Here is a 13,125-nt window from a genome sequence, read left to right as displayed (position 1 = left end):
TTTATTCTCCTTTACGTTGCCGGCGCCATTCATAAAGAGTGATCGCCGTGGCCGTGGCCGCGTTCAGGGATTCAACGTCTTCGGCCATGGGAATAGACACGGCATTGTCGAGCCAGCGTGAATCAAGGCCCGGACCTTCCATGCCCGGCAAGAGGCAGAAAGATTCCGGGAAGGCGAAATTGGCGATCGGCCGGCCCGAAGCGGCCAGGGCCACGACCGGCAGATTACCCCTCAGGTCCTTCAGGGAAGGCCCCGCATAAAGGTTGGCCGACAAAACGGTTCCGGCCGAAGCGCGAATGGCCTTGGGGTGGAAGGGATTGGCGCTTTCGGCGAGCAGAACGATGCGCTCCACCGCAAAGGCAGCGGCACTGCGGATAACGGCGCCGACATTTTCAGGATCCTGAAACGGGATCAACAGGCTGCAACCGGGGGCCGCATTGCCGGCATCCCAGGCAGGGATTTCCGGCAAATCGTAAAGCAGTATGGGCGTACGGGTACCGAACAGGTCCAGTTGCCCGAATAGCTGCGGGGACAATTGAAGCCATTCCATTTCGTACGGTGCCTCGGCCGGCGGTTCATGGCGGTCGCCGCTGCCGATCCAGGCCCGGCAGCGCTCGGGAGCGCAACGCATCGCCTCGGCGACCAGCCGCCGACCACAAATCAGGGTCTTCCCTCCTTTTTTTACGCCCCGTCCGGTAAGCAGCTTTTTCAGATCCTTGAAAACCGGATTGGATTCACTTTCGATTTCCCGGATGCGGTAAGGTGACGGTGGGTCGGGAGCCTGCGTGGCCTTAAACGCGGCAACCCTGCGCCGGTAGCAGATCAGACGGCGCCGGTGCGGGGTCTGGGGAATCTGGTAGGCAATATCCTCGGCCAAAGCGTAATCGTCGCAACAGTCCCGTGCCGCCTGCGCCATTTCCTCATCGCAGCGGGGGCCTTTCATGAATATGACCAAGCCATTTTTTTTCAGACACCCGGACACGCGTTTCAGGGTGTCGGCGATGGGTTCCACGGCCCGGGTGATCACCCCGGCCACAGGCTTGTCAAAGTCCGGGGCAATTCCCCGCTCGATCACATCGAGACCGGGCAGATTCAATTCCTCCACAACCGTTTTCAAGAAATGGACCCGTTGTTGGCGACTCTCCGCCAGCAGGATGTGCAGATCCGGACGGAAAATTTTCAATGGAATGCCCGGCATGCCAGGGCCGGTTCCCAGATCCAGCAGCGGAGACGGCAACTGCGGATATTGCAGGGCCGGCAGGATGGAATCGGCATAGAGCTTGACCACCATGTTCTCAAAATTGTGAATCCGGGTGAGATTCAGTTCGGCGTCGAATTGCCGCAGCAGTTGATGGTAGCGCCAGAGCGGCTCGAGTTGAGCGCCGCTGAGGCGAATTCCGCAGCGCTGTAGCAGAAAATCCATTCGGCTGGCAGAGGGTGCCGTCTTGCCTGCCGGACCCCTTTTCTTCTCAAAACTTGTACCCTTTAGTTTCACATGGTACCCCTTAGTGCACCTGTTCGTAAATACGATGACGTATCGAGATTGTTGCTGCGCCCGGATCGCAAGGCGCGAGAAGCGTGAATAGCCAAAGCCTATTTACGCGCCGAGCAACGCCGCGAGCCGGGATGCAGCGGCAATCGAATACCATCGTGTTTATGAATAGGTGTACTTATCAAACCAAACCGATAAACCCCGAAAATCCGAGCCGCGTATGGATGCCCTGGACACCACCTTCGACAAAACCGATCGACCGTTCTTTTTCGACAAACGCTGGCCGGTGCTGTATGTAGACAACCATCTGTTGGCGGTTTATAAACCATCGGGACTGCTGGTGCAAGGGGACCGCACCGGCGACGTCTGCCTGCTGGATCTGGCCAAACAGTGGATCAAGGAGCGCTACGACAAGCCGGGGAACGTCTTTCTGGCCATGGTCCATCGGCTGGACCGTCCGGTGGCCGGCGTGGTGCTGTTCGCACGGACATCCAAGGCCGCCGGACGCCTGGCCCGCCAGTTTCGGGAGCGCATCGTAGACAAGCGATACCTGGCCGTGGTGCAGGGTATTGTCGCCCAAGAATCGCAACGGCGAATCGATCACATCGAACGGCAGGACCGGACGAGCCGAGTGGTTCCCGCGCCGACGGCAGACAGCCAGGAGGCGCGCTTGTCTTATACGCGATTGGCCACGGCAGACGAAAGAAGCCTTCTGGAAGTCACCCTGGAAACCGGCCGGCGCCACCAGATCCGCATCCAGCTGGCCCGCATGGGCCACCCGATCCTCGGCGATCTGCGTTACGGCGCCGACGAGCCGCTGCCGGAAAAACAGATCGCCCTGTTGGCCCGCAGCCTGTCCGTTGAGCATCCCACCCGAAAAACGCAACTGGATCTCATCTGCCCCATCCCGCATCAATGGCCCTGGCCGGAAGCTGACCTTCATGAAGGCGAACGTCCGCCCTGGGATTGGCGGATGATGGACTGGCAGGCAATTGACCCTTCCTAGCCAGGAGCGGACACCCCGTGAAAATATGTTTGGCAATAGGGTTAAGCGTAGCGGCCTGCCGGAGCGCCTCCATCATGGTATCTCCATAGTTGTAACCGTCGACATAGCCGATGCGAAGGTCTTTAACGTCGGTCAGTTCTTCCCAGGTGATGGAATCCGATTTTCTTTTGAAAAAGACGATTTCGATGGAGGCCAATCCATCTGTGAAGAAAAAATGATCTTCCCGTTGGGCGTTTTTGCTGAATGTGTATAAAATAGCGGCCTCGCCGGAGGCGGCGCGATGGTAGGCCCGATTCCAGGGAAGCAACTGGATATCGGCTTCATATCCCATTCTTTTCAGCACTGCGATGAGGATTTCCGTACTGGTGCCGGTAAACCTACCGTCCTCTCCAATGTAATTATACGGAGGGAACTCCTGACACACCACCGGCAATGCCTCCGCAAAGACCACTGTTGGCCAACAAAGCAGCCATGAAAGCAAGGCAATCGTTTTCATCTTTTTTCCTAAAACTTGGAAACGGTTTGTCTTCTTTTTGTACTTTCCAGCAGCAAAAGAGGGTTGAACCGTGGACAACGGATATTGCCGATTTCACTTATAGCCGGAAATGCCATAGTTTTCTTTCAGCATTCGGGCGATTTCCCCGCTGGTCTGCATCTGCTTCAACATCCGGTCGAATTCTCTTTTGAACACGGACAGGTTTTTCTTTTTCGAGAAAGCGAAGTAGTTGTAGTTGATGTCCAGTTCGGGCAAAATGGCTATCGGTTTCTCCGTATCGTTGAGATGCATCCGTTTGAAAGCGGCATTTGCTTCGCGGTCCTGGGTGGGAATCATATCGATACGGTTGTAAAGCAATTTTTTGAAGCAGAGATCCAATGTGGGGGCATAATCAATCTGCAATGCCTCTTTTGCCTGGTCGAAGACGGGGCCGACGCTCCACCCCTGGACAAGACCGATTTTCAAACCCTGCAACGAAGCAAACGTGCCGTCCCAGGTAACCGGGCTGCCGGGTTTTACGAAAAAAAACGACCTGTCCACGAAGAAATAAGTGGCGGAGTAATCGAGCCATTTTTCCCGTTCGGGGGTCTTGAAAGGCGCAATCAGCACGTCTGCGTCGCCTGTCTTTACCATGGTTTTGGCACGCTCCCAGGGAACTATGCGGATGGTGAAGGTATGACCGAGTTTCAAGCCGATCCGTCTGGCAACATCAACACCGATACCGCAAAGACTGCCGTCTTCAGTCTCCTCCGAGAGGATCGGGAAATGGCTCCCCACGAAAAAATAGGTTTCCGCTCCGGCATGCGGGGCAATCATCAGAAGTAAAAGGATAACGCCCACCGCATTTTTCATTGCATCTCTTTTCGCTGGGTTTGGTTGTCGGGATCGAACGGTTCCAGAGGGGATACAGGCATTGTCATATTATTATCACATTCATGGTGGTTTTGGAAAGGCTCGCATCCAAGCCCAAGCGATTGACATGATATAAGAAATTATGAAAATATATCGCTTCACCGGCTTCGATCAGCCCGATTCGAGGCCAATATACATCCTGATAAAATCCGGTTTTCGTTGATACCGGAAAACAGAAGCTGCCATTGGAGCGTTCTCATGATTCAGCCCGTCTACCTGGACTACAACGGCACCACCCCCCACGATCCGGAAGTGATTGCGGCCATGCGCCCCTTTCTGGAAACCGAATTCGGCAACCCGTCCAGTTCACACTGGTATGGCATTCGCCCCAAAAAAGCGGTGGAAGCCGCCCGACGGCAGGTGGCCGCTCTGCTGGGCTGCGAGCCGACCGAGGTTTTTTTCACTTCCGGCGGCACCGAATCCAACAACCACGCCATTAAAGGTGCGGCCCGGGCGCTGAAAGACAAGGGGCACCACCTCATCACCAGCACCGTTGAACATCCGGCAATCCTGGAGGTGTGCCGCCATCTGGAGGGCGAGGGCTTCACCACGACCTACGTTGAAGTGGACGACACCGGCATGGTTCGCGTGGAAGATGTCGCGGCTGCCATCCGGCCCGAGACCATCCTGATTACCGTCATGCATGCCAATAACGAGGTGGGAACCATCCAGCCCATTTCCGAGATTGGCGAACTGGCCAAAAAATACAATATTCACATGCACACCGACGCGGCCCAGAGTGTGGGCAAGATCGAAACGAACGTTCAACGTTTGAACGTGGACATGCTGTCGGTGGCCGGGCACAAGGTGTATGCCCCCAAAGGCATCGGTGCGCTTTATGTGAGAAAGGGAGTGGTGCCTGAAAAGTTCTGCCACGGCGCAGGGCAGGAGATGGGCTGGCGGGCCGGCACGGAAAATGTCCTGGAAATCGTCGGGCTGGGCAAGGCCTGCGAGATGGCCGAGCGCAGCCTGGACCACACCCAAACCCACCTGAAAGCCATGCGCGACAGGCTGCACCGGGGACTGACCGATCAATTGGGCGAGGTTCGCCTCAACGGGCACCCGGAACAAAGGCTGCCCAACACGTTGAGTCTTTCATTCAAGGGCTTGGAAGCCAATCGAATTCTGGAGGAGATCGGCCTGGAGGTGGCCGCCTCGGCCGGTGCGGCCTGCCATTCGGACACGGTTCAGCTTTCCCATGTCCTGGAAGCCATACGGATACCGGTAAAATGGGCCAAGGGAACGGTAAGGTTCTCCACGGGCCGCATGACCACTGCCGATCAGATCGATCAGGCCGTTGCAGTGGTTGTTGACGCGGTTGTGAAACTGCGAAAAAATCCGGGGTGAAATAAATCTGCCGGGGACGACCGGCAGATGCGCCTGTTCGACGATTTCCGACCCTATTTCAGGCAGTCCTTGCACACCCCGTCCACCCGGACTTCCACCTTGTCGATGCGCCCGGGAAAGGTCTGCAATAACGCATCGATATCAATCGTAAGACTTTCCGGACTCAAACAGTCCATGCGGCCGCAGCGTTTGCAGTAAAAATGGGGATGGGGTCGGTGATTTTCGTTGGGCGCCATTCCGTAACAAAAAGCCCGGCCGCCGGTGCTGATGCGCTCCACCAGGCCGTGGTCCACCAAAAGATCCAGAATTCGGTAGACCGTTACCCGGTTGATGGAGCCGGTGCGCTCCAGCGTCTGATAAACATCGCCTGCAGAAAGGGGGAACCGGTTGTTGCCGATGACTTCCAGCACGCGCCGACGGTTTTCGGTAGGGCCAAGTTTCGCTTCGGTCAACAACGATTCATAATTGCATTGATGGCACATGGCGTTCCTTACGATTTACGCCCATTGGCTTTTCGTGCGGACAGGCGCAGTTTTTCAGTGCCCAGGATAATTAAAAAAGCGATCCCGGAAACCAGGATGATCGAGGCGCCCGACGTCAGATCGAACCGGTAGGCCAGCCACAGACCGGTCATGGTGAACAGGGCTCCCAGAATGCTTGATCCCGCCATCATCTGGAACAGGGATTTGGCATATTTTTCGGCGATAAAGGGCGGGATGGTCAACAAGGCGATAATCAGAATCAGTCCCACCACCTGGATGACCATGACGATGGTGATGGCCAGCATCCCGATCATGGTGAAATAAAGGCCCTTGACCGGTACGCCCCGGACCTGGGCGAACTCCTCGTCGTAGGAGAGTGCCAGCAGGTCGTTGTAGTAGCCCACGACGAAAACCGCGATCACCGCGGCCATGATGAGCATGGTCCACAAGTCGCTGTCCGGCACCGTGAGGATGCTGCCGAACAGATAGCTCATCAGGTCCACATGGTACCCCGGCGTCAGGTCCATCAAGATAATGCCGAAAGCCATGCCCAGCGCCCAGATTACGCCGATGATCGTATCTGCGCGATGCTTGGCTTGCAGGGTGATGGCCGCCATCAGCATGGCGGCAAACAGCGAGAACCCGATCGTTCCGACCATATAGGGCCAGCCGAAGAAAAAGGAAAGTCCGATGCCGCCGTATGCGGCGTGGGCGATTCCACCGGAAAGAAACACAATCCGGTTGACCACTACCAGCGTGCCCATGATGCCGCAAATGACGGCGGCCAGCAGGCCGGCCAGCAGGGCGTTGCGCATGAACTCGAATTGTAGGGCTTCAATCATCGATCATCCTCGTGATGCCTCAACACCCTGTGCGGAAGATGCCCGTGGGCAATCAGTTCGACGGGACACGTTTCCTCGACGGTGCATGGATACATGGTTTCGAGCATGTCGCCGGTAATTTCCGCCTGGTCGTGGTAATGCAGCCGCCGGTTCACGCAGGCGACGGATTTTATGTAGCGGGAAATGACGAGCAGGTCGTGGCTGACCACGACGATGGTGATCTCCCGGTTGAGTTTTTCCAGAAGCTTGAAAAAATCGGCCTGCCCTCTTGTGTCGATACTGGCCGTGGGTTCATCCAGCAACAGCAGTTTGGGCCGGGTGACCAAGGCCCTGGCGATGAAGACCCGCTGGCGCTGCCCGCCGGACAGTTCGCCGATTTTTTTTTCGGCGTGGATGTCCATGTCCAATTGTTCCAGGGCGTCCAAAGCCTCCCGGCGATTCGCCGCTGTTTTTCTAGCCCAGCGTTTATTGCGGTCCAGCTTCCCCATCAGGACCACGTCCAGGGCGGTAATGGGAAACCGGCTGTTGATGTGGACATCCTGGGGCACGTAGCCGATGCAGGAAGACGCTTTGTGCGCGGAATCGCCGTTAACGCGGATCGTGCCGGAATTCGGTTTCAACAACCCCAACATGATTTTCAGCAGCGTGGTTTTACCGCCGCCATTGGGTCCGATCATGGCGATGAAATCCCCTTGTCGGACATCCAGATTGATATCCTCGAGAACAGTATCGCCGTTATAGGAAAAATAGACGTTGTTGATTTCGACCAGAGCCATGGTCACCTTTCTTTAGTTTATTTGAGAGCGGCCTTGAACTTGTCAGCAACCTGGCGCAAGTTGGCCATCCAGTCTTCGGCCAGCGGATTGGCAGCCACAACCTGGCCGCCGATTTCCCGGGCAATCAGTTCGGCGCTTTTGGTGGAAAACTGCGGCTGCACGAAAACAACACGGATGTCGTGTTCTCTAGCATTTTCGATCAACGCTTGCAACTGGGCCGGTTTCGGGTCCTTGCCTTCGACCTCGACGGGCAATTGCCTGAGGCCATAGGCATGGGCGAAATAACCCCAGGCCGGATGAAAAACCATGAACGACATCCCGGACTTGCCGGCAAGGGTCTGTCTCAATTCATTGTCCAACTGATCGATCCGGCCAACGAAGTCGCGGAAATTGGCGTCGTACAAATCCCGATGGGCGGGATCGGCGGTCTGCAGGGCGGTTGTGATCGTTCGCGCCTGAACCTCCACCAGGGGTGGGGACAGCCAGATATGCGGATCGAGACCGGCATGCTCATGGTCGTCCCCATGGTGTTTCTCTTCTTGATCCTTGCCCGCATGATCATCATGGTGATGATGTCCTCCCATGGCGATCTTTTCAATGCCGTCATCCGTGTGGACCAAACTCATTTGCGGATTGGCGGCGGCAATCTTGTTCAGCCAGACATTTTCGAAAGGAACGCCGATGGAAAAATAAATTTTGGCTTTGGAAAGCGCAGCCATTTGTCTGGGTTTGGGTTCGTAGGTGGCCGGGCTGGCGCCGGGTTGAACCATCGCCTGGACATCCACCAGGTCTTTGCCAATTTGTTGCACGAAAAATTTCTGGGGTACGATACTGACGAAAACAGGCAGCTTGTCGTCCGCCGCAGCCGTTGATGCAAATCCAAATAACATACAAATAATGGATAAAAAATTAAAAAATGTACGGTTCATGTCAATCTCCTCGCGGCAAGGATTTAGAGAAAAGTGGAATCAGACGCAACTATTTTTCAACACCCTTTATCCAGACAATTTATGATTAATATTTTGTTTTATATGATTATTTAAAACAAAAAGCGAATATACGGCGAAAATTTGTTATGCAAATATATTGCATAAATCCGACCGGCGCAACGGGACCGAGTCAAAAAACAGCTCCTTCGCTTATGGCTTGCCTGTTTCCTTCCCGTGCATCTTCTGCTATCAGCTATCTCCTACGGCGATGCTGCTCGTTTATACAAGGTTGATCATGCTGGATTCAAAGAACACATCTCGTTTAAAAAGTCGAAATTTCAATCGTTTGGCTGCCATCGACTGGCTGCCTGCGGTTTTTCTGGTGGCGGCGTTTTTATTCCTTCCCGCCAGGTCGGATTCGTCCGCCCTGAATTCCCTGGCCATTGTTTTTATCAGCATCGTTCTGGAAGCGATTCCGTTCATGCTTATGGGCTCGCTGGTCGGTGGGGTAATCGAGGCGTTCTTGAGCCGGGAACGTATGACCGCATTGCTGCCCGAACGGGGCTGGCAAACCGTTTGCGTCGCGGCTGCCGCAGGCATTCTTTTCCCGGTCTGTGAGTGCGCCGTGGTTCCGGTGGTCAGGCGACTGGTGGGCAAGGGTTTCCCCCTTGCGGCTGCTATCGGCTACCTGCTCGGCGGACCCATCGTCAATCCCGTCGTGGCGGCCTCCACCGCCCTAGCCTATGCCTTTGACTGGCAGGTGGTGGCCTTACGCCTGCTTGGGGGCTACTTCCTGGCCGTTGTCATCGGGCTTGTCATGGGGCGCTTGTTCCAAAACGCGCCGGCAATCCTTACAATCGGGATCGATCCGGCTTCCTCGCCTTGCGGCTGCATGCACGATTCCCATGCCCCGGCATGCGGGTGCTGCTCGCCCCACACCGCCGCGGCCCCGGCCGATTGGATGGATAAAGCGGGTGAGGCCTTTATCCATGCTAAAAATGACTTTTTTGCCGTAGGCCATTACCTGGTGATCGGAGCCTTTATCGCCGCTCTGGCGCAAACGGTTGTCGAACGATCCCTGTTCACGGAATTGGCCGATATTCCGGCGGTATCCGTGCTTCTGATGATGTCGCTGGCCATTTTGCTCAACCTGTGCTCCGAGGCCGACGCCTTTATCGCGGCCTCTTTCCAGGGAATGATGCCGATTCCGGCGCAACTGGCCTTCCTGCTGACCGGGCCGATGCTGGATCTCAAACTGCTGCTGATGTACCGGAGCCTTTTCACCAACCGCGCCATCGTCGCATTGGCCAGTCTGGTTGCGCTCATGGTTTTTCTATTTTCCATGGGCTACGAAACGCTCACCGGGATGCTCGCATGAAATCGCCCGACACCATCTTTTCCCGCTGGCTGCACCCTTTTGTGTTCGGTGCCTGGATGGTCGCACTGGTCTACCTGCTGGGCTCCCGGCGCTACATGGACTTTCTGAGGCCGGAGTTTGGACTGCTGCTGGTCCCGGCGGTTTTCATCGCCATGGGTTTCATGATTGCCGCTATCGCCGGGAATCGGACGACCGATAAAGATGCCTCGACCGCCTTGCGGGCTGCCGTATTGCTGCTCCCGCTGATTTTCCTGGTCGGCGTACCGGATGCCATGCTGGGCGAACTGGCTTTTAAAAATCGTTTCGTGGGAACGGGTACGATCACGACCAATTCCCGGGATCCGAGCGGGGAACGCTTTCCCTGGGAAGATGGACAAAACGAAGAAGAGGCGAGCCTCGTCGATACGACCCGCCCCCGTTCGAGGGCCGCGGGCGAGTGTTTCATCACGGATTTATATCGCCGTGCGGGTCGCTATGAAGGCCGGCGGGTGGTTTTCACGGGCATGATCATGCGCGACGAGGCCCTCAAAGAGCACTTCGGCGGCCGGGATACGGCCGTCTATCGTTTCCTGATCACCTGTTGCGCTGCCGATGCCCTGCCCCTTGCCGTCGCCGTGGATGCAGACCGGGCCGAACCATTCGCCAACGACCAATGGGTGCGGGTGAGTGGAACCTTTTCCCTGCATCATGTCGATGACAAGTCCTTTCCGCTGGTGACCGATGCCGCCCTCGAACCCATCGAAGCGCCGGTGATACCCTACCTGTTTTAAATGATTCTCCAAACTGTTCGCAGGTTGTTGTAGGGGCACGGCGCGCCGTGCCCCTAAAAAACCAGCAATATCAAATAATTCCCGCATCCGATCGTTTCACCCACCCAATCTTGTCCTCCGTATATTGAATCAGAAGATAATCCTCGGACTGCCTTTCCACCCGCACCTTGGTGCCGGCGTGCAGAACGAAAAGCTGGGTGGCGCTGTCGGTAAAACCGGAACGGACGGAAACCTGGGCGGGGAGGATGACGGCGTGGCGGATACGGGCGGCTTCGAAGTAATTGAAGACAGCCGTGGCGGAAAAAAGGAGGGTGGCGGCCGCAATCAGGAGGATGCTGGGCCGCAGCAGATGTTTTTTACGGATGACCAGCACCGCAAGGGATAACCACAACACCCCATTGAGTGCCAACGCGATCCAGCGGATGGTCTCCGGGTTGAGCTGGTATTTCCAGAAAAAAAGGATTCGCAGCAAAGGCGAGGTCTGCTCGCCCTGCTCGTCTTTGGTCAGGGTCAGGGCATAATCGTAGTTGAAACGCAGGTCCGGATCATCGGGAGTGCGTTTCAGGGCGCGTTCGTACCAGAGCAGGGCGTGGCCCAGATCGCCATTTTTCAGGTAGGCATTTCCCAGGTTGTAACAAAGCGGCCCGCTGTCGATGCCCTCTTCGGCCAGGTGCTCGAAAGCCTCGATGGCTGCCGGCCAGTCCCCCTGACCGTAGGCATCGATGCCCGCCATGAAGGTCCGGGCCCTTTCGCTCGCCGGGACGCCGGTGGCAAGGGAAAGCAAAACCAACAGGCCGATTGCGGTGGTTAGCCATCGCTTCATGATGCCAGCCTCCGTATCGTCTGCCGGGTGCGATCCAGCAGGTCGGCCCGCTTATCCGCATCAAGAATGCCGCCCGAATAGTTGAAGGACTCGATCTCTTCCAGAAGACGGGCGGCGGCATCGGCTGATTCGGCATCCCAGCCGATTTCGAGCAGGCGGCTACGGGCTTCGGACCAGGTGAGCGAGGTGCCCATGACGCCGATGCGACCCAGGATGGCCGACACCAGGGCACGATACAGACTGGTGAGAAAATCATTGTCGGTTGTCGCTGGGGCGCAAGCCTCTTTGAGGGCCTGCCGGGCACGACCCGCCATGATCCGGCCCGGGGTTTCATCCTTCCGGGTCATACGCAGCACGACTCGGGTGGCGGCAAAAACCAGGATCGGCAGCGCCAGCAGCAGGCTGAACCACGACAGAGGCATCCGTCGACCGGTCTGCAGGGCCTCCAGTTCCGTCTTGAGCGGCAGGATGTCCCGGCCGGTGAACTCCACCCGCTTTTTCAATGAAGGCATCCGATCCGGTGCGGCTCGGAACACGTCGATGTCCGTGGCAGCGGTTTTCGAGGGGCGGACATAAATCGTTTCGGTAGTGGCGGAAAGTGTCCGGTAGTCGCCCTGATTGACATCGAAATAGGTCAGCGTAACCGGGTCGAGATGGTAGTCTCCCGCCTTTACCGGAACCAGGGCTGTGCGGAAAGTCTTGCTGCCCACATACCCGGCGGCCTCTTTGCGGATGGATTCCTCGGGGTTGTCGGTGTAACTCTTGAAATCCGACGGTGCGGCAATGGTCGGCGGAGCAGCATCCATGATATTTCCGCTGCCGCTGACGGTAACGGCCAGAGTGGTGGAATCGCCCACCTGAAGGTCAATCTTGTCCAGAACAGCGCTGATCTCAAATTTCCCCACCAATCCGGAAAACACGGTGCCCGGCGGTTTGGGCGGTAGATCGCGTACCGTCACCGTAACGGGATCGGTCTGCAGCACCCGGGTGGTCATCTCCGTGCGACCGAAAAAGGCATCCATGCCGGAAAAGGGGCGCGGTCGGCGACGGTGCTGGACCAGGCCCACCTGGAGCACCGCCGGATCGATGGTCAAGGTTCCGGTCTTGACCGGAATCAGGATAAACCGCACCTCGGTAACGATGAACTCACGGCCGTTGACCACGGTGCGGTAGGATTTTCGGTCTTCGAGTTCCTCGGCCTGAAAATCGTCGAATTCCGGTGCCTGGAACTTGGCTTCCGCCACCTGGACGGCGTTGAAGAGCTGGAAAGTATAAACGATTTGCTGGCCAACCCAGGGGGAGGTCTCCGATACGGCGGCAGACACGTACACATCGCGCCGGCCGCTGTCCACCGGCGGCTCCTCGGAGACCCGGACACGGATGGGGGTCGTGTAATGGATCTTGCCGTCGATGGTCACGGGAATGGCCGGGACGTTCAGTTCGCCGGCCTTAAGCGGAATTAAAACGTAATTGTAGATCATCTGGCGGGAGGTTCGGCCGTTGACCATCTGGAAACTGCTGGTGGAGCCCCGTGAGACGGTCTTGAAGTCGGTCAGGCTGGAAAGATCGACATCACCGTCTCCGCCCTCGATGGTCACCTGGAGGCTGAGCGATTCCCCGACCATAACCTGGTTGCGGTCCACCACGGCCCGCACAGTGGCCGCCTGGGCGCCGATGGCAGTAGATAGTAAGATGAGTATGGCGGTGGTAAGCGTTCTGAATATGATGGATTCGTAAAAAGTGCCTTTCTCGTCATGCCGGGCTTGATAAGCCTGCACCGGACCCCGATCCGGTGGCATCCAGAACACATTGGAATGCCTGGATTCCGGCCTTCGCCGGAATGACGTCAATTTGGTGTTTTTTACTTTTAAC

13 protein-coding genes are annotated in these 13,125 nt (G+C 56.8%); 4 read left to right on the top strand and 9 right to left on the bottom strand.

Annotated features, from left to right (window positions below; genetic code table 11):
* Position 1 precedes the first annotated feature (1 nt).
* Complete coding sequence (gene rsmG / locus GN111_RS21295) at positions 2–1,495, bottom strand: 16S rRNA (guanine(527)-N(7))-methyltransferase RsmG (RefSeq protein WP_231715518.1); 1,494 nt, start codon at positions 1,493–1,495, stop codon at positions 2–4.
* Positions 1,496–1,712: 217 nt separating this feature from the next.
* Here rsmG and GN111_RS21290 point away from each other — a divergent pair, with 217 nt between their 5' ends.
* Positions 1,713–2,498: an RluA family pseudouridine synthase gene (locus GN111_RS21290; protein WP_155305687.1), complete on the top strand. Its 786-nt coding sequence runs from the start codon at positions 1,713–1,715 to the stop codon at positions 2,496–2,498.
* Here the strand turns inward: GN111_RS21290 and GN111_RS21285 are convergent.
* Together GN111_RS21285 and GN111_RS21280 are read right to left on the bottom strand one after the other, a co-directional pair.
* The gene (locus GN111_RS21285; protein ID WP_155305686.1) at positions 2,386–2,994 is read right to left on the bottom strand and encodes a substrate-binding periplasmic protein; all 609 of its coding nucleotides are present in this window, start codon (positions 2,992–2,994) and stop codon (positions 2,386–2,388) included. The genes GN111_RS21290 and GN111_RS21285 overlap by 113 nt on opposite strands.
* 93 nt (positions 2,995–3,087) lie before the next feature.
* Positions 3,088–3,846, bottom strand: coding sequence for a substrate-binding periplasmic protein (locus GN111_RS21280; protein ID WP_155305685.1), 759 nt, complete (start codon positions 3,844–3,846; stop codon positions 3,088–3,090).
* A 258-nt stretch (positions 3,847–4,104) separates the two neighbouring features.
* On the opposite strand from GN111_RS21280, the gene GN111_RS21275 reads away from it, so the two are divergent.
* Positions 4,105–5,253 carry a cysteine desulfurase family protein gene (locus GN111_RS21275; protein ID WP_155305684.1) on the top strand — a complete coding sequence of 383 codons (1,149 nt, stop codon included), beginning with the start codon at positions 4,105–4,107 and terminating at the stop codon, positions 5,251–5,253.
* A 53-nt stretch (positions 5,254–5,306) separates the two neighbouring features.
* On the opposite strand, the gene GN111_RS21270 is transcribed toward GN111_RS21275, so the two are convergent.
* From GN111_RS21270 to GN111_RS21255, 4 genes are read right to left on the bottom strand one after another with little or no spacing between them, the layout of a single operon-like run.
* Positions 5,307–5,735: a Fur family transcriptional regulator gene (locus tag GN111_RS21270; RefSeq protein WP_155305683.1), complete on the bottom strand. Its 429-nt coding sequence runs from the start codon at positions 5,733–5,735 to the stop codon at positions 5,307–5,309.
* Positions 5,736–5,743: 8 nt separating this feature from the next.
* Positions 5,744–6,577, bottom strand: a complete 834-nt coding sequence (locus GN111_RS21265) for a metal ABC transporter permease (RefSeq protein ID WP_155305682.1) — start codon at positions 6,575–6,577, stop codon at positions 5,744–5,746.
* Positions 6,574–7,353, bottom strand: coding sequence for a metal ABC transporter ATP-binding protein (locus GN111_RS21260; RefSeq protein WP_155305681.1), 780 nt, complete (start codon positions 7,351–7,353; stop codon positions 6,574–6,576). Before GN111_RS21260 ends, GN111_RS21265 begins: the two co-directional genes overlap by 4 nt.
* A 17-nt stretch (positions 7,354–7,370) precedes the next feature.
* Positions 7,371–8,282 (bottom strand): metal ABC transporter solute-binding protein, Zn/Mn family, encoded by a 912-nt coding sequence (locus tag GN111_RS21255; protein WP_155305680.1) that lies wholly within the window; start codon positions 8,280–8,282, stop codon positions 7,371–7,373.
* A 295-nt stretch (positions 8,283–8,577) separates the two neighbouring features.
* Here GN111_RS21255 and GN111_RS21250 point away from each other — a divergent pair, with 295 nt between their 5' ends.
* Together GN111_RS21250 and GN111_RS21245 are read left to right on the top strand one after the other, a co-directional pair.
* Positions 8,578–9,660 carry a permease gene (locus GN111_RS21250; RefSeq protein WP_170302395.1) on the top strand — a complete coding sequence of 361 codons (1,083 nt, stop codon included), beginning with the start codon at positions 8,578–8,580 and terminating at the stop codon, positions 9,658–9,660.
* The gene (locus GN111_RS21245; RefSeq protein WP_155305678.1) at positions 9,657–10,430 is read left to right on the top strand and encodes a TIGR03943 family putative permease subunit; all 774 of its coding nucleotides are present in this window, start codon (positions 9,657–9,659) and stop codon (positions 10,428–10,430) included. The genes GN111_RS21250 and GN111_RS21245 overlap by 4 nt, the downstream gene beginning before the upstream one ends.
* Positions 10,431–10,500: 70 nt before the next feature.
* Here the strand turns inward: GN111_RS21245 and GN111_RS21240 are convergent, their stop codons facing one another.
* Both GN111_RS21240 and GN111_RS21235 read right to left on the bottom strand, forming a co-directional pair.
* Positions 10,501–11,253 (bottom strand): tetratricopeptide repeat protein, encoded by a 753-nt coding sequence (locus tag GN111_RS21240; protein WP_155305677.1) that lies wholly within the window; start codon positions 11,251–11,253, stop codon positions 10,501–10,503.
* The gene (locus tag GN111_RS21235; RefSeq protein WP_170302394.1) at positions 11,250–13,052 is read right to left on the bottom strand and encodes a BatD family protein; all 1,803 of its coding nucleotides are present in this window, start codon (positions 13,050–13,052) and stop codon (positions 11,250–11,252) included. The genes GN111_RS21240 and GN111_RS21235 overlap by 4 nt, the downstream gene beginning before the upstream one ends.
* Between the last annotated feature and the right edge of the window lie 73 nt (positions 13,053–13,125).

It is taken from the genome of Desulfosarcina widdelii, from assembly GCF_009688965.1.
GTDB classification, from domain to species: Bacteria; Desulfobacterota; Desulfobacteria; order Desulfobacterales; family Desulfosarcinaceae; genus Desulfosarcina; species Desulfosarcina widdelii.
The sequence above is the reverse complement of the archived record's forward strand: the minus strand, read 5'-3'. Positions and strand labels throughout refer to the sequence as shown.

Excerpts from the sequence above, each read along its gene's own strand:
- GN111_RS21290 (WP_155305687.1), top strand. The coding sequence starts at position 1,713 with ATGGATGCCCTGGACACCACCTTCGACAAAACCGATCGACCGTTCTTT.
- GN111_RS21285 (WP_155305686.1), bottom strand. The coding sequence starts at position 2,994 with ATGAAAACGATTGCCTTGCTTTCATGGCTGCTTTGTTGGCCAACAGTG.
- GN111_RS21280 (WP_155305685.1), bottom strand. The coding sequence starts at position 3,846 with ATGAAAAATGCGGTGGGCGTTATCCTTTTACTTCTGATGATTGCCCCG.
- GN111_RS21275 (WP_155305684.1), top strand. The coding sequence starts at position 4,105 with ATGATTCAGCCCGTCTACCTGGACTACAACGGCACCACCCCCCACGAT.
- GN111_RS21270 (WP_155305683.1), bottom strand. The coding sequence starts at position 5,735 with ATGTGCCATCAATGCAATTATGAATCGTTGTTGACCGAAGCGAAACTT.
- GN111_RS21265 (WP_155305682.1), bottom strand. The coding sequence starts at position 6,577 with ATGATTGAAGCCCTACAATTCGAGTTCATGCGCAACGCCCTGCTGGCC.
- GN111_RS21260 (WP_155305681.1), bottom strand. The coding sequence starts at position 7,353 with ATGGCTCTGGTCGAAATCAACAACGTCTATTTTTCCTATAACGGCGAT.
- GN111_RS21255 (WP_155305680.1), bottom strand. The coding sequence starts at position 8,282 with ATGAACCGTACATTTTTTAATTTTTTATCCATTATTTGTATGTTATTT.
- GN111_RS21250 (WP_170302395.1), top strand. The coding sequence starts at position 8,578 with ATGCTGGATTCAAAGAACACATCTCGTTTAAAAAGTCGAAATTTCAAT.
- GN111_RS21245 (WP_155305678.1), top strand. The coding sequence starts at position 9,657 with ATGAAATCGCCCGACACCATCTTTTCCCGCTGGCTGCACCCTTTTGTG.
- GN111_RS21240 (WP_155305677.1), bottom strand. The coding sequence starts at position 11,253 with ATGAAGCGATGGCTAACCACCGCAATCGGCCTGTTGGTTTTGCTTTCC.
- GN111_RS21235 (WP_170302394.1), bottom strand. The coding sequence starts at position 13,052 with ATGCCACCGGATCGGGGTCCGGTGCAGGCTTATCAAGCCCGGCATGAC.